18 protein-coding genes are annotated in these 14732 nt (G+C 60.0%); 7 read left to right on the top strand and 11 right to left on the bottom strand.

Annotated features, from left to right (window positions below; genetic code table 11):
• Window positions 1-5: 5 nt before the first annotated feature.
• The 5 genes from J3P90_RS17440 to J3P90_RS17420 form a co-directional block, all read right to left on the bottom strand.
• On the bottom strand, window positions 6-632 hold the full coding sequence (locus J3P90_RS17440; protein WP_420764782.1) for a response regulator: 627 nt from the start codon (window positions 630-632) through the stop codon (window positions 6-8).
• A gap of 346 nt (window positions 633-978) precedes the next feature.
• Entirely contained in the window at window positions 979-2307 is a 1329-nt protein-coding gene (locus J3P90_RS17435) for a deoxyguanosinetriphosphate triphosphohydrolase (RefSeq protein ID WP_434563156.1), read from the bottom strand.
• 150 nt (window positions 2308-2457) lie between these two features.
• On the bottom strand, window positions 2458-2793 hold the full coding sequence (locus tag J3P90_RS17430) for a hypothetical protein (protein WP_420764780.1): 336 nt from the start codon (window positions 2791-2793) through the stop codon (window positions 2458-2460).
• Entirely contained in the window at window positions 2790-3179 is a 390-nt protein-coding gene (locus J3P90_RS17425) for a phage holin family protein (RefSeq protein ID WP_434563160.1), read from the bottom strand. The genes J3P90_RS17430 and J3P90_RS17425 overlap by 4 nt, the downstream gene beginning before the upstream one ends.
• A gap of 2 nt (window positions 3180-3181) precedes the next feature.
• The gene (locus tag J3P90_RS17420) at window positions 3182-3496 is read right to left on the bottom strand and encodes a DUF883 family protein (protein WP_434610441.1); all 315 of its coding nucleotides are present in this window, start codon (window positions 3494-3496) and stop codon (window positions 3182-3184) included.
• Between the two features lie 340 nt (window positions 3497-3836).
• On the opposite strand from J3P90_RS17420, the gene J3P90_RS17415 reads away from it, so the two are divergent.
• Window positions 3837-5045 carry an ammonium transporter gene (locus J3P90_RS17415; RefSeq protein ID WP_434675117.1) on the top strand — a complete coding sequence of 403 codons (1209 nt, stop codon included), beginning with the start codon at window positions 3837-3839 and terminating at the stop codon, window positions 5043-5045.
• A gap of 7 nt (window positions 5046-5052) precedes the next feature.
• Here the strand turns inward: J3P90_RS17415 and J3P90_RS17410 are convergent, their stop codons facing one another.
• Window positions 5053-6765, bottom strand: coding sequence for a cation:proton antiporter (locus J3P90_RS17410; RefSeq protein ID WP_434563164.1), 1713 nt, complete (start codon window positions 6763-6765; stop codon window positions 5053-5055).
• A 191-nt stretch (window positions 6766-6956) separates the two neighbouring features.
• On the opposite strand from J3P90_RS17410, the gene J3P90_RS17405 reads away from it, so the two are divergent.
• The 3 genes from J3P90_RS17405 to J3P90_RS17395 all read left to right on the top strand — a co-directional run bounded on the left by J3P90_RS17405 (window position 6957) and on the right by J3P90_RS17395 (window position 8571).
• Window positions 6957-7196: a glutaredoxin family protein gene (locus J3P90_RS17405; protein WP_420764775.1), complete on the top strand. Its 240-nt coding sequence runs from the start codon at window positions 6957-6959 to the stop codon at window positions 7194-7196.
• Between the two features lie 90 nt (window positions 7197-7286).
• The gene (locus J3P90_RS17400) at window positions 7287-7607 is read left to right on the top strand and encodes a transcriptional regulator (protein ID WP_420764774.1); all 321 of its coding nucleotides are present in this window, start codon (window positions 7287-7289) and stop codon (window positions 7605-7607) included.
• A gap of 73 nt (window positions 7608-7680) precedes the next feature.
• Window positions 7681-8571 (top strand): pseudouridine synthase, encoded by an 891-nt coding sequence (locus tag J3P90_RS17395; protein ID WP_434675116.1) that lies wholly within the window; start codon window positions 7681-7683, stop codon window positions 8569-8571.
• A gap of 82 nt (window positions 8572-8653) precedes the next feature.
• On the opposite strand, the gene J3P90_RS17390 is transcribed toward J3P90_RS17395, so the two are convergent.
• Window positions 8654-8875 (bottom strand): YgdI/YgdR family lipoprotein, encoded by a 222-nt coding sequence (locus tag J3P90_RS17390; protein WP_039588986.1) that lies wholly within the window; start codon window positions 8873-8875, stop codon window positions 8654-8656.
• 75 nt (window positions 8876-8950) lie between these two features.
• Window positions 8951-9553 carry a molybdenum cofactor guanylyltransferase MobA gene (mobA, locus tag J3P90_RS17385; RefSeq protein WP_434675115.1) on the bottom strand — a complete coding sequence of 201 codons (603 nt, stop codon included), beginning with the start codon at window positions 9551-9553 and terminating at the stop codon, window positions 8951-8953.
• Window positions 9554-9631: 78 nt separating this feature from the next.
• Between mobA and moaB the strand changes: the two genes are divergently transcribed.
• Window positions 9632-10171 (top strand): molybdenum cofactor biosynthesis protein B, encoded by a 540-nt coding sequence (gene moaB / locus J3P90_RS17380; protein ID WP_420764771.1) that lies wholly within the window; start codon window positions 9632-9634, stop codon window positions 10169-10171.
• Between the two features lie 22 nt (window positions 10172-10193).
• Window positions 10194-11381 carry a molybdopterin molybdotransferase MoeA gene (locus J3P90_RS17375; RefSeq protein ID WP_434676588.1) on the top strand — a complete coding sequence of 396 codons (1188 nt, stop codon included), beginning with the start codon at window positions 10194-10196 and terminating at the stop codon, window positions 11379-11381.
• Window positions 11382-11441: 60 nt separating this feature from the next.
• Here the strand turns inward: J3P90_RS17375 and J3P90_RS17370 are convergent, their stop codons facing one another.
• Complete coding sequence (locus J3P90_RS17370; RefSeq protein ID WP_434675114.1) at window positions 11442-11750, bottom strand: hypothetical protein; 309 nt, start codon at window positions 11748-11750, stop codon at window positions 11442-11444.
• A gap of 348 nt (window positions 11751-12098) precedes the next feature.
• Between J3P90_RS17370 and yegS the strand changes: the two genes are divergently transcribed.
• Window positions 12099-13016: a lipid kinase YegS gene (yegS, locus tag J3P90_RS17365; RefSeq protein ID WP_420764769.1), complete on the top strand. Its 918-nt coding sequence runs from the start codon at window positions 12099-12101 to the stop codon at window positions 13014-13016.
• Here yegS and J3P90_RS17360 read toward each other — a convergent pair.
• Both J3P90_RS17360 and J3P90_RS17355 read right to left on the bottom strand, forming a co-directional pair.
• Window positions 13000-13659 carry a response regulator gene (locus J3P90_RS17360; protein WP_420764768.1) on the bottom strand — a complete coding sequence of 220 codons (660 nt, stop codon included), beginning with the start codon at window positions 13657-13659 and terminating at the stop codon, window positions 13000-13002. The two genes, yegS and J3P90_RS17360, sit on opposite strands and share 17 nt — an antisense overlap.
• On the bottom strand, window positions 13656-14549 hold the full coding sequence (locus J3P90_RS17355; protein ID WP_434564091.1) for a sensor histidine kinase: 894 nt from the start codon (window positions 14547-14549) through the stop codon (window positions 13656-13658). Before J3P90_RS17355 ends, J3P90_RS17360 begins: the two co-directional genes overlap by 4 nt.
• Between the last annotated feature and the right edge of the window lie 183 nt (window positions 14550-14732).

The raw sequence follows: 14732 nt of genomic DNA, 5'->3' as shown, positions 1-14732 counted from the left end.
GTTTCTCACACCAGTGCGTTGCGTTTTGCCATTTCGATAAGGTCGACGAGGGACTTCACCTTGAGTTTTTGCATGAGTCGTTTTTTATAAGTGCTGACAGTTTTATTGCTAAGGAACATGCCTTTGGCTATTTCCTTGTTGGTCCGACCTTGGGCAAAAAGTTGCAATACCATCAACTCCCGGTCGTTGACACTTTTGAACAGGTCCAACTCGAAACTGCGTGGATCATCTGGACGAACAGGGTTAAGTGCCTGGCTGGGGAAATAGTTGTAGCCGGATAATACGGCTTTGATCGCGCTGACCAGTTCACTGAGATCTTCCTGTTTACAGACATAGCCGGAAGCCCCGGACTGCATGCAGCGAATGCCAAACAGCGTTGGCGATTGCGCCGTCAAGACCAGCGTCTTGAGGGGCGTGGTCATGGCGTTGAAGCGCGAAAGAATTTCCAGCCCGTCAAGTTTCGGAATGCTGATGTCGAGGATGACCAGGTCCGGCATGCATTCACGCACCATTTGCATCGCGTCGACGCCATTGTCAGTTTCTCCGACGACTTTATAGCCTTCATGCTCCAGCAGCATTCGGACAGCGAGGCGGATGACCGGATGATCGTCGACAATGAAAACGGAGTTCATGAATAAAGTCCCCTAGAGCTCTTATAAAGCGCGCACCTTAGCCCAGTTAAGGCTAACTCGTGCGGGGAGACCGGCATGCACGATCAATTTCAGAAGTTTCCTACAAAAAAAGAAGCGGGATACCACGACGTATTTAGGGGGGGCAGGTAGGCAAGTGGAGCGAGGAGGGCATGTTTTACATTTTATTGAATATAAAACCGCGCTTTTAATAGTTGGGGAAAAGAAACTGTGCCGTTATTTCCCAGCGGCAGAAAATGACGAGCTGACAACCGGAAGGCTCCAGGCGCAGGCTGCAAAGCGAGCGCCAGGTCGCGTTTCCCTACCGATCGCCGGCTGCAATCGCCTGCTATTGGCGCGTGCGGCCGGTCATCTCCTGTGCCATGTCGCTTGCATAGCTGTCAGTCATGCCGGCGATGAAGTCGATCATCCGCAGGAAGGCGCTGTGAAGTGAACCTTGAGGATCGGGCGCGTTATTGCCCAGCAAGTCGAGAATCCGGCGATTCTTGAACGACGGCGTACGGCCACCGTGTTGTTCGAGGGCTGCGCCGCAGAAACCGTTGAGCAGGATCTCCAGCGTGGTGTAGGCGCCGATTTCGTTCAGGGTCTTTCGTTTGTCCTGGAAAATTTTCTTGCGGGCCATGTCCTTGGCGTTTAATACGCAACGCTTGGCGGGGCCGTGCATGTGTTCCACCAAATCGCCTTGCAGCGTGCCAGCGAGCAACGCCTCCTGCTGCTCGACGAATGCCCGTGCGGCCGCGTTGGTCAGGTGCTCGATGGCCTTGCCTCGCAGGATCGCCAGCTTTCGCCGTCGCGAATCCAGCGGCCCGAGTTGACGGTACGTCTCTGGCAGATCATCACCCACCAGGTCCAGGAGCAGCGATTCCACCTGCGGATACTCCAGCAGGTCCATTTCGACGCCGTCCTCCAGGTCGATGAGCGCATAGCAGATGTCATCCGCGGCTTCCATCAGATAGACCAGCGGATGCCTTGCCCAGCGCTCATCCTCGATTTGCGGGAGGCCGAGTTTATGGGCGATTTGCTCCAGCAACGGCAGTTCGCTCTGGTAGCAGCCAAACTTGTGCTTCTTGTAGCCCAGGGAATCGGCGTGGCGAGCCGTCCAGGGATACTTCAGGTACGTGCCGAGGGTCGCATAGGTCAGGCGGGTGCCGCCGTCGAACTGGTGGTATTCGAGCTGCGTAAGGACGCGGAAGCCCTGGGCATTGCCTTCGAAGTTGAGAAAATCGTTGCGCTCGGCCTCGCTCATTGCGTCAAGCCAGCCCCGTCCCGCCGCCTGTTGGAACCAGTAGCGGATGGCGTCCTCGCCCGAATGGCCGAACGGTGGATTGCCGATGTCATGGGCCAGGCAGGCCGACTGCACCACCATGCCCAGATCACTGGGCTCACACCAGTCGGGCAGGGCGCCGCGGATGGTTTCCCCTACGCGCATACCCAGGGAGCGGCCGACGCAACTGACTTCCAGCGAATGGGTCAGGCGCGTGTGGATATGGTCGTTGCTGGAAACCGGATGCACCTGCGTCTTGCGCCCGAGGCGGCGGAAGGCACCGGAAAAGATAATGCGATCGTGGTCTTTGTGGAATGGACTGCGGCCCAGCTCTTCCGGGCTGTGCAGCGGTTTTCCCAGGCGTTCGCGCGTCAGCAGGGTGTGCCAATCCAAAGCCGGTTGCTCCGTTTGATAAGTCGAAGTCCTAGCTTCCCGGTTCGAGCGCCGTCCTGCAAGGGCTCAGGACCCCGATCAGTTGTGCCCGAGTGTTGCTGCGTCGACGGTCGAACAGGGCTCTTCGATGGAAGAGCCCGTCGATTCGCCTCAAGGCTTGCGCGCACTCTTGGCCAGTTTGATCAGCGGAAGCACGGCGGTCGCCAGTCGGATCAGGCGCGACAAACCACCGGAGCGGCCACTGCGGGTTCGCTTGCCACCGAGAAAGCCGAGCAGGCTCACCGCGGCGACGCCCCAAAGCGAGGCGTGCTTGAGGCCGAACCCTTCGTGCCAGCTCTGGGTGAATCCTCGTACCCGTTGCAACGGGTGCAGCAATTGTCGCGTTTCCTGACGAATTTCCTGGCGATGCATCTCCATGCGCAGGCGCACCAGTGCCTTGCGCATTTCCTGCCGCGTACGGGCTTGAGGAGCATTAGGGCGACTCATGGCAACAGGCGCTCCCGGTCGTTGGCGAGTTCTTCGAGAGTGGCGTGGAAAGGCGAGGACTCATCAAAAATCGCTGCCTTGAGCCGAAGCCCGCAGAACAGCGCCGCCAGCAGGTAGAACAGGCACAGGCCGATGATGCCCGCTAACCGATAGGTATCCCACACCAGGATCAATACCAGAGCCGACAGCCCCACCAGTAACAGCAGGCCGAAAACCAATGCCAGCCCCGCGAATAACAACAGGCTGACGGTGCGAGCCTTTTGTTCCTGCAGTTCGATACCGAACAACTCGACGTGGCTGTGCAGCAATCCAAGGAATGCCGCGCCCAGGCGACGCGCTGTTGGTTTAGTGCCCGTTTCGGGCGATCCGGATTCGTCGATGCCCATGATCAGCGCCGTGTCGCCAACAATCCGATCAAAAAGCCTACGCCCGCCGCGATGCCGACCGATTGCCAGGGATTGGCCTGTACGTATTCTTCGGTAGCGATCATGGCTGCCTGGCCGCGCTCACGCACTGAATCTTCGGTCAACTTAAGGGTTTCGCGGGCGCGCAGCAGTGTTTCGTGGATCTGGCCACGCAGTTCGTCCGCCTGGTCGCCTGCCAGCGTGGCGGTGTGATCCAGCAATCGTTCGGTGTCTTTGACCAGCGTCTGAAAATCTTCCATCAATGTTTCTTGAGCAGTCTTTGCCTGGGTTCTGGCCATGAGGGTGGATCTCCGTAAGTGACGTCTGAAGCGTTCGAGTATGAGCCCAACCGGAAGGTTCAGTGAAACTGACTGGTACAACTTTTGCTCCGTCCTTTGCCATGTGCTGGTGCGCCGAGGTGTGCCCGTGCGCTGAAGCTGGGCGAAAGCCCGAAAACCTTAACCCAAATAATCAAAACCGGCGAAGCACCTCCAAGCGGGGCGTCATGTTGTCGCGTTTCATGCACCAAAGCGGTTCGGCTGCCCACCTATGGTCGGTCGTTCGGTCTCAACTTGGTGCATGACCGGCTGGGATGAACCATCACGGTGCTTTTTCAACTTCTTCAGGTCTGCCAATACCATGGAAAATCTGCAAAGTGCTGTGGACGGTCTGGTCCATAGCTCCAACACGCTGTTCATCCTGCTCGGCGCGGTCATGGTCCTGGCCATGCATGCCGGGTTCGCGTTTCTGGAAGTAGGAACGGTCCGGCAGAAGAATCAGGTGAACGCGCTGTCGAAAATCCTCAGCGATTTCGCGGTATCGACGCTGGCCTATTTCTTCATTGGTTATTGGATTTCCTACGGCGTGACTTTCCTGCAACCGGCGGCAGTTCTCAGTGCCGACCACGGCTACAGTTTGGTGAAGTTTTTCTTCTTGTTGACGTTCGCCGCCGCGATCCCGGCGATTATCTCTGGCGGGATAGCCGAGCGTGCCCGGTTCGTCCCGCAGTTATGCGCCACGGTGCTGATCGTGGCGTTCGTCTATCCGTTTTTCGAAGGTCTGGTCTGGAATGGCAATTTCGGTTTCCAGGCTTGGCTGCAAGCGCACTTTGGCGCCAGCTTCCATGACTTTGCCGGCTCCGTGGTGGTGCACGCCATGGGCGGCTGGCTGGCACTGGCCGCGGTGCTCCTGCTCGGACCGCGAAACGGGCGTTACCGGGACGGTCGTCTGGTGGCCTTCGCGCCTTCGAGCATTCCGTTCCTGGCGCTGGGGTCGTGGATTCTCATCGTCGGCTGGTTCGGCTTCAACGTGATGAGCGCCCAGACCTTGCCCGGCGTGAGTGGGTTGGTGGCGGTCAACTCGTTGATGGCAATGGTCGGTGGGACCGTGACGGCGCTGGTCGTTGGGCGCAACGACCCCGGTTTCCTGCACAACGGCCCGCTGGCCGGATTGGTGGCGGTCTGCGCCGGCTCCGACCTGATGCATCCGATGGGTGCCCTGGCGACCGGCGCAATTGCTGGCGGTCTGTTCGTCTGGTGTTTTACCGCGGCCCAGGGCAAGTGGAAAATCGACGATGTGCTGGGCGTCTGGCCCCTGCATGGGCTGTGCGGCGTCTGGGGCGGTATCGCCTGCGGGATTTTCGGCCAGGACGCCTTGGGTGGCTTGGGCGGGGTAAGCCTCGCCAGCCAGTTCGTCGGCACCGCCCTCGGCGTGTTGATCGCCCTGGTCGGTGGTTTCGCGGTCTACGGTGTGATCAAGGCGGTGCTGGGCTTGCGGCTGACTCAGGAAGAAGAGTACTACGGGGCCGACTTGTCCATTCACAAGATCGGAGCGGTCAGTCAGGACTGAGCCTGTGCTAGGGCTCCTTGTCCTGATTGCCGGGATAGAAGCCATGGAGCAAGCCATAGCGCTCGTGACGGACTTGATCCACATGGTGCCGCACCCGCTGTTCGGGCAGCCCGAGCATGATCAGCGCATGGGAGGCCAGCATCAGGCTCGATTCCAGCAGTTCTGGAACCACCTCGGTGGCTCCGGCTGCCTGCAACTCGGCCAGTTGGCTGTCGTCCCGGGTGCGCACGAGGATGGGCACTTGCGGGTTGACCCGCCGGGCCTCCCTCAGCACGGTCATCGCAATGTCCGTCTTGTCGACTGCAATGACCAGCAGCCTTGCGCGACCCAGCCCTACGGCGGCCAGCAGGTCGGCTCTGCGTGAGTCTCCGTAATGCACGCATCGTTCGCCGACGGACGCTTCACGAATGATGACCGGGTCATCATCCAGGGCCACGAACGCCAAGCCCTCCCGGCGCAGAAAGCGCCCGATCGATTGTCCTACCCGGCCATACCCGCAGATGATTACGTGACTCGACAAGTCGGCATTGAGAGCGCTGATCTGGTCCAGTTGCGCCTCTTCGTTGGGTTTTCGGTGCAGCCGCGCGGCCAGGCCGGGTGCGGCGCGCAGCAACAGCGGCGTCAACAGCATCGAGCAGAAGGTGGCGGCCAATAGCAGGCCGCCGATATCCCCTGGCATGAGTCGGTTCTGTTGCATCAGCGCCATCAGCGCGAAACAGAATTCACCGCCCTGGGCCAGGGCGAGGCCGCTGCGCCAGGCGGTTTCGCCGTCGCTGCCGCGCCACTTCACCAGGGCGGCCACGACGCTGCCCTTGATGAGCATCAGAGCGAGGGTGAGCCCGAGGATCAACAGGCCATCGTCGACAAACAATTGCAGGTCGATCAGCATGCCAATGCTGACGAAGAACAGCCCCAGCAAGATGTCGCGGAACGGTCGGATATCGGCCTCGATCTGGTGCCGGTAGTGGCTCTCTCCGAGCAGCATGCCGGCCAGGAACGCTCCCAGGGCGGGGGAGAGACCCAGCAGGTGCGTAAGCCATGCCGTCAACAACACGATCACCAGGGCCAGCAGCACGAACAGTTCGGCGGACCGGGAGGCTGCCACCTCATGGAACAGCCGTGGCAGCAATAGTCGGCTGGCCAACAACAGGCCGCCAAACAGCACCAGGGTCTTGCCCAGAGTCAACGGCAACGCCCAATACCACGGGTGTTCGCTGCTGCCGGCAAATACCGGCACCAGGGTCAGGAGCAACACGGCGACGACGTCCTGGAACAGCAACACGCCGATGGCGTTCTGGCCGTGGCTGGTGAAGATTTCCCCCAGGCTGGTCAGTTCCTTGCTGACAATGGCGGTAGACGACAAGGCCAGCCCGGCACCAAGCAACACGGCCGCCGTCATCGGCACACCACTGCTTGCCAGCAGCACGCCCAATAGCAACCCAGAAGCCAGGACCTGGAGGCTGCCAAGTCCAAACACCACCCGACGCAGCTCGAGCATTTTCGATAACGAGAATTCCAGCCCCAAGGAAAACAACAGGAAAACCACCCCAAGCTCAGCCAGGTCCGGCAGCTCTTCGCTGTCGTTGACCCAGTCCAGCGCAGTGGGCCCGACGGCCAGGCCCACGCACAGGTAACCGAGTACCGGCGGCAGGCGCAGTCGCCTGAACAGGGCGATGACCACCAGGGACGAGGCAAGGATGATCAGCAGGTTGGCGTACAAGAGACACTCCGTTTCAGGGCTTGCTGGATCCAGCGTAGAACAGCAAAAAACTTGAGCATCACTGGAAAGTCATTTCAGCACAGTGATTTGCATCAGCGTTTTACCGACATAATCTGCGGCATTTTAGCCGGCTCGACGGTTGCGTGAGGTGGGCCTAGAATGGCGAACTGTCTTTTTTGGGTCTACCTGCCATGCTTCCTGAATGCCAGCTGTTCGGCACCCTGGGTTGCCATCTGTGTGAAGTCGCCGAGAGCGTGCTGATGCCTTTCGTCGAATATGGATTATTGGTGGAGTTGGTGGATATCGCCGAAAGCGAGGCCTTATCCGAAGCCTACGGGCTGCGCATTCCAGTGCTGCGCAGGGTTGATACAGGCGCCGAACTGGACTGGCCCTTCGACGATCCAGACCGGGTTGCTGCATTTTTACGTTGAACCTTCCATCGGCTGGGTCCCTACGTCGCGATTGGCGAAAAGACGTTCTTCGGTTACTGTATGCCCATACAGTTATCTGGAGTGGGTCCCTTGGTCAATGTCGAACAACTGAAAAACAGCGTGAACCGGATGTCCGTGGACGTTGTGCGCGAGGCGGTCCTGGAATTGCGTCTGGACGGGCTGGTGACCGAAGGCAAGACGCCCTTCAATAAACTTCACTTCAACACATGTTTTGCCGAGATCGAGGCGCTGTTCCAGCGCGCCGGCTACCACAAGCAGCTGGATGTGGTGGGTTATCAGGGGCTGCTGTATGCGCTGTACGATCCGGGGCGCTGGGAGGCGGTCGAGGTGCTGCGCTGGCTGAAGGAATTCACCGAGGCCGCGACGAGGCCGGCGCCAATCCTTGCATGAGGCAATCATTGCTGGGCTGGCTCGTGTGACTGTCGGATAATGCCCAGTCCGCAACAGGCTGAAGAATTTTTTAATGTCCGGTCTATCGTTTTCCGCAGCTCAGCATCAGGCCAGCACGCTTTACCTGCCGCCCGGCCCCTGGCAGACGGTATTGGATTGCCTGTGCGATCACTTCAGGGCGATCAGCCGCGAGCAGTGGCTCGATCGCATCGCTCGAGGCCGGGTGCTGGACGCCGAGGGCAAGGCAATCCGCGCCGACCTGCCATACCGGGAAGGCTTGCGCGTCCATTACTTTCGGGAAGTACCGGACGAAAAGCCGATCCCGGTGATGGAGTCGATTCTGTATGTCGATGAACATCTGGTCGTGGCGGACAAACCACATTTCCTGCCGGTCACCCCAGCGGGCGAGTACGTTGAGCAGACCTTGTTGCGACGGCTGATTCATCGCCTGGACAATCCCCAACTGGTGCCTTTGCACCGCATCGATCGGCACACCGCCGGGCTGGTGTTGTTTTCAGCCAATACGGACACCCGCTCGCGTTATCAAGCCTTGTTTCCAACGCGACGGATTGAAAAATTCTACCAAGCCATCGCTCCCGCATTGCCCGGATTGACGTTTCCCCGCATACACAAAAGCCGGATGGTCGATGGCGAACCCTTTTTTCGCATGCAGGAGGGGGCGGGCGAGCCCAACACCGAAACGGCCATGGAAGTGCTTGAAAAAAACGGGGACCTATGGCGCTACGGCCTGTATCCGGTCACCGGGAAAAAACACCAGCTACGGGTCCATATGAACGCCTTGGGCGCGCCTATCTGTAACGATCCGTTCTATCCGGACGTGGTGCGAGACGCCGTGGATGACTTTGCCAATCCGCTCAAGCTGCTGGCTCGAGGTGTGCGTTTCATCGATCCGCTTACGGGGCAGGAACGGGACTTTGAAAGTCGGATTTCGTTGGGGTGGTAGCGAGCCGACGGTTCGAGCAGGCAACAAAAAAGCCCGCAATAACCATTGCGGGCTTTTCTTTATCTGGCTTTGACGCTGAGGATCACAGGTCTTTAACGGTACGAACCTGATCCTTGTTCACGCGAGTCTGCTTGCCGTCCAATTGTTCGAATTCGTAGAAGCCGCTGTCTTCATCATAATGTGGCGTGTCGACGGCCTGGATTTCGCGACCGTCATTCAAGGTAATCACTGTTGGCGATGCGCACCCGGCGAGAGTGGCGAGGCCCAGCGCGAGCATGAAAGTAGCGAGGGTCCGTTGAGTCATGGTGTTTCTCCGAAAGGATTTCTTCAAGTTACTGACCTTCAGACGTATACATCGCGAGCAAGTTCCTGGCTAGTGTCAATCTGACACGCCTTTGTGCTGGGCAAGGAGTTCCGGCGTATTGAGATTGGCCAGCCGGGGATCGTCGGCCGGGCATTGCAATGGGACCGCGTGCAACGTGCGCATGATCCGGCCGGGGCTGCGTTCGCCTTCTTTCCATGCCTGTTCGAAGTCATTGGCCAAGGCTCGCGGGATGACGCACAACAGCGGCTCCCAATGTTCGCCATGACGAACCATCAATGGCTTGTCCGGGTGTCGGCTTGCCGTTTCCCGCATGCCTTCGAGCAGGCTGGTGTCGATTCGCGGCACGTCGCATGGCAACACCAACAGATACGGATGGCGTGCCGTCCTCAGGCCCGCCCGTATGCCTGCCAGCGGGCCGGGGAAATCACCCTCGTCATCATGCACCAACTGATCGGCGTACGCGGCGTAACGCTCCCGGTTGCGGTTGCAGGAAATGATCAAGTCATCGCTCATGGCCCGGGTCTGCCGATGCAGATGAGCAATCAATGGGCTGCCTTGCCACTCCAGCAGTCCTTTATCCTGTCCGCCCATCCGTCGCCCGCGTCCGCCCGCCAGGAGCAGGATGGAGCAGGGCGGCAGGGGATTGTTCAAGGTCATGAGGTGTCTCCACACGGGCGAAAAAATCGGGCGCTGTGATATAACACCAGGCTGTTTCCCCTACAACTGGACGAGCCTATGAAACCCAAGGCTGATGTACCTTTCGTACCGCTCAATATCGCGGTGCTGACTGTCAGCGATACCCGTACCCTGGAAACCGACACGTCGGGCCAGGTCTTCGTCGACCGGCTCTCGGAAGCCGGGCACAATCTCGCGGCCCGGGTGCTGCTCAAAGATGATCTGTACAAGATCCGCGCGCAAGTCGCCGCTTGGATTGCCGACGAGGTGGTGCAGGTGGTGCTGATCACCGGGGGGACCGGCTTTACCGGCCGCGACAGTACTCCAGAGGCCGTTGCGTGTCTGTTGGACAAGCAGGTCGACGGTTTCGGTGAGTTGTTCCGGCAGATATCCGTGGCGGACATTGGCACCTCCACCGTTCAATCCCGGGCACTGGCCGGGCTGGCCAACGGAACGCTGGTGTGCTGCTTGCCGGGCTCCACCAATGCGGTGCGCACCGGATGGGACGGCATACTGGCCGAGCAACTGGATGCGCGGCACCGGCCGTGTAACTTCGTAGCCCATTTGAAACAGGCGGCCCCTTGTGAATCCCGTGGGTAAACCGGGCAAGACCGGTGCCTTGATGGCCGTCGAAGCCGCGCTGGAGCGCTTGCTCCAGAGCGCGGCGGCTTCGCCAATCGTCGAGCGTGAGCGGGTTTCACTGGCGCAAGCGCAGGGGCGGATCCTCGCCGAAGATCTGGTGGCGACGCTCGACCTGCCGCCTTGGCCCAACAGTGCCATGGACGGCTATGCGTTACGCCTGGCCGATTGGCGCGGCGAGCCACTGGTAGTCAGCCAGCGGATTTTCGCCGGGCAGGCTCCGGAGCCCCTGGTCCCGGGAACCTGCGCGCGGATCTTCACCGGCGCGCCGATTCCGGTCGGCGCCGATTGCGTCGAGATGCAGGAAAACGTCGAGCTTGAGGATGACCAGCGGGTGCGGTTCATCCAGCCCCTGGCGATCGGGCAGAATATCCGCCCTCAAGGGCAGGAAACGACCGTCGGCGAACGGGTGCTTTGTGCCGGCACCCGCCTGGGCCCGATTGAGCTTGGGCTGGCGGCCTCCCTGGGATGTGCATCGTTGGAAGTCGTGCGCAGGGTGCGCGTTGCGGTCCTGTCCACGGGCGATGAATTGGTGGAGCCTGGCCAGCCCCTTGGGCCGGGCCAGATCTACAACAGCAATCGCGTGTTGCTCTGTGGTTGGCTGCAACGCCTGGGATGCGAGGTTATCGATGCAGGTATCCTGCCCGATGACCTGCCCACTACCCGCAAATGCCTGGCCCAACTGTCGGATGTCGACCTGATCCTGTCGACTGGCGGTGTATCGGTGGGGGAGGCTGACTTCCTGGGCGTCGCCCTTCGTGAGGAAGGCGAGCTGACGCTGTGGAAACTTGCCATCAAGCCGGGAAAACCCCTGACATTTGGGCATTTTCGCGACGTGCCGGTCATAGGCCTGCCCGGGAACCCTGCTTCGACGCTGGTGACCTTCGCGTTGTTGGCTCGGCCTTATCTGTTGCGACGCCAGGGCGTTCAGTCAGTGGCCCCCCTCAAGTTCAAGGTGCCGGCCGGTTTCGCCTGGCCGAAGGCTGGCAGCCGGCGCGAATACTTGCGAGGCCGCATCGAAAATGGTCGAGCAATCATCTATCGCAACCAGAGTTCGGGAGTCCTGCGCAGCGCAGCTTGGGCCGACGGACTGGTCGAGGTCCTCGAAGAGCGGACGTTGGTCGAAGGCGATGAAGTGGGCTTCATTCCTTTGAGCGAGGTGCTGGGTTAGTCCTGCATCGCATTCATTGGTGACGGCCTGAGCTGGGCTCGGGCCGTTGCGGTTTTGCCTTCATCGCGACAGTAGCATCACCAGTTGATCGAAACGGCTGTTCGCGACCCACCCCAGCAGGCCGACCACCACCGCCGCCGCGCCTGCCAGATAGGCAAGTCGGTGGCGAACCGCCTTGACGTCGGTACGGATTTCATCCATGTCCCTGCGGATGTACTTGAGGTGGGTTTCCAGTTCAACGACGCGCGGTTCCATATCAATTCCTCCAGCGGGATTACTGCAACTTTTGCCTTCGTTTTTGGCGTCGGCCCGCTCGCTCCCGAAGGATACGAAGTGGCGGGGCGACACCTTGCATTCATGGCTGCGCATAGGACGTTCCTTCCCTGTGGCCATGATTAATCGAGCGATTCAGCGGGCCTCTACGGGCCGTGACATATCCATCCATGGGTGACACATCCTTGTCTAAATGATCGTTTGCCGGTTAAACGCAACAGAATGCCAAGGTGTCTCAATATGCCCAGGGGGTCAATTGAGCTGATTCGCCACGTCTTGTAAGAAAATTCTTTGAATAAGAAAAAGCCATGGGAAGGCTGTCCCCACCTTCGTGGCATCGGCCCGAACGCCATGCTTTTTCATATAAATTGAAGGAGGCTGGGCTTTTTCCAGTGAATGAGCGGTCCCATTTCCTGAACCTTCTTTCCAATGACGGAGACAACAATGAGCAAAGGCAAGGCGCTATTGATCCTGCATGGCAAGCAAGCGCTCAACGAAGAGGTTCGCGCCGCAGTGATGCTCAAGCGCAAACAGGGTTGGGACCTCGCGGTCCGGTTGACTTGGGAAGCTGGTGATGCCCGGCGATGTGTGGAGGAAGCACTGGCGGCCGGTTATACCCAGTTGATTGCCGGTGGCGGCGACGGGACCTTGCGCGATATTGCCGAGGCCATTGCCCAGCACTCTGGCGATGCCAGCCTGGTATTGCTGCCGCTGGGCACGGCCAACGATTTTTCCCGGGCCGCCGGTGTCCCGCTGGAGCCGGAGCGGGCCCTGGACTTGCTGGAGGTTGAGCCTCGGGCGGTCGATCTGGGTGAGGTCGGCGGGCGGATTTTCCTTAACATGGCCACGGGCGGCTTCGGTAGCCAGGTAACAGCGAACACCTCGGAAGACTTGAAGAAAATTCTCGGCGGGGCCGCCTATCTGTTCACCGGCCTTTCAAGGTTCGGTGAGCTGAGTGCAGCCTATGGCGAACTGCAAGGGCCTGGTTTCCAATGGCGCGGCGATCTGCTGGCGCTGGGGATAGGCAATGGCCGGCAGGCCGGCGGGGGGCACATGTTGTGTCCGGAGGCGTTGGCCGATGACGGGCTGCTTGATATCAGTATCCTGCCGGCGCCGCAGGAGGTGGTCAGCACGCTGAAGGACCTGCTGGCCGGTGGCCTGGGTATCGACAACATGTTCGTGCGGGCACGCTTGCCCTGGGTGGAAATCAAGGTAGCCCAGGGACTGGATATCAATCTGGATGGCGAACCACTACAGGTCGATGACCTGCGTTTTACCTTGCGTCCCAAGGCACTGCGGGTGCATCTGCCGGTGGACTCGCCGCTATTGGGATCCCCCGGATTGCTCAATCGTCCAGGCTGATGATCTGCTCGCGCACCGCAAACAGCACCAGGCCCGCCACGTCATGGATCTGAAGGCGTTTCATGATCTGGGCGCGGTGGGTTTCCACGGTCTTGATGCTCAGGCTCAAGCCGTTGGCGATTTCCCGGGTGGACTTGCCACGCACGATCAACCGCAGGATCTCCAGCTGACGCGCCGTCAGGTTATGGGTCGGGGCAGGATGGGGCGGCTGTTTCTGCACCCGGGTCAGTGCCTGGTTGATCACGGTATGGGCGATGGCCGGGCTCAGGTAGCGTTCGTTGTTGCGCAGCGCTTCCAGGGCGTGCTCCAGCTCGGTGGGAGTGGCGTCCTTGAGCAGATAGCCATGGGCTCCGGACTCCAGCGCCTGCATGATCACCTCTGGGTCGGTGTGCATGGACAGGATCAACACCTTGCTCTGGGGGCGGACCTGCTTGAGCTGTTGCAAGGCTTGCAGGCCGCTGGTGTCTTTCATGGAAATATCCAGCAGCACGATATCGGGGTTCAGTCGTTCTACCAGCTCCAACAGTTGGGCGCCGTCATTGGCTTCGCCGACCACGGCGTAGCCAGGCAGGTCGAGGACCAGGGCGCGCACACCGGCCCTGATCAGCGAATGGTCATCTACCAGAAGCAAATTACAAGTCAATGGAGAACCTTATTCTTGCTGGCCCGTTCCAGGGTGCGAGGCGCCCAGGGAAAGCGAGCTTCGATATGCGTGCCTTTGCCGGCCTCGCTGGTTACCTTCAGGGCGCCGCCCAGTTGTTCGACCCGTTCCGACATGCCGGCCATGCCGCGTTGCCCTTCGCGGGCGGGATGGATGGCGGGGACAAAGCCCCGGCCGTCGTCGCTGATGAGCAGCGTCAGCCCTTCGGGCAGTCGTTGCAGGCGTACCAGCAGGTTTTTTGCCTGGGCGTGGCGCAGGATGTTGGTGACCGCTTCCTGTGTGATCCGAAAAGCCGCCACTGTCATTTCTTCCGGGATACCCGTCATGCGTTGCTGGCAATCCAGGCTCCAGTTTACGGGGGTATTAGCCAGGGTCTTGAGCAGATGCGCGCGCAGGCTGGCTTCGAGTCCCAGGCTGGTCAGTTGCCTTGGATTGAGGATCGCCGACACGTCGCGCACCTTGTTCAACGTTTCTTCCAGCGTCTCGCTGAGCACGGAGCATTGGCCTTGCAGCTCTTGCGGCATGCGACGCTTGAGCCATTCGCTCTGCAGTTTTGCCGCTGTCAGCAATTGGCCAATGTCGTCGTGCAGTTCGCGACTGAGGCGATGGCGCTCGTTTTCCTGGACCTCAAGCAGCCGGTCAGCGAGTTCCTGCGGCTGGAATTTGATGGATTTTCGTGACAACCGATACTGGATCCAGACACAGGCAAGGGCTGCGACATTCAGTACCAGCAAGCTCAACGGCACCGTGAGGGCCGACAGGTAAGCCAACAGACAACCGAGGGTCGAGCAGATGCACAGCAACAGCGTGAACCGGCGGGCGTTTTCTCGGGAAGGTGGCCAGGAAATGAATGACTTGAAGCTGGCGTACATAGCGGATGGAGCCAATGGGTGTTCGCTGCGGGCAAGCCGGTCAGCGCATCTGACGGGCCGGGTCGGGTAAACGTTTCAGGTCGGGGATTGCTTCAGTTGGCGGCGGCTGGTTGAAGCGAACGACGCGAGACATAGTACCACTTCAAATATCGTTGGTCGCGCTCGGCTTGGCGGCCCGAAAGC

Origin of the sequence: Pseudomonas sp. D3-10, assembly GCF_051132175.1 — a bacterium.
GTDB lineage: Bacteria > Pseudomonadota > Gammaproteobacteria > Pseudomonadales > Pseudomonadaceae > Aquipseudomonas.
The sequence above is the reverse complement of the archived record's forward strand: the minus strand, read 5'-3'. Positions and strand labels throughout refer to the sequence as shown.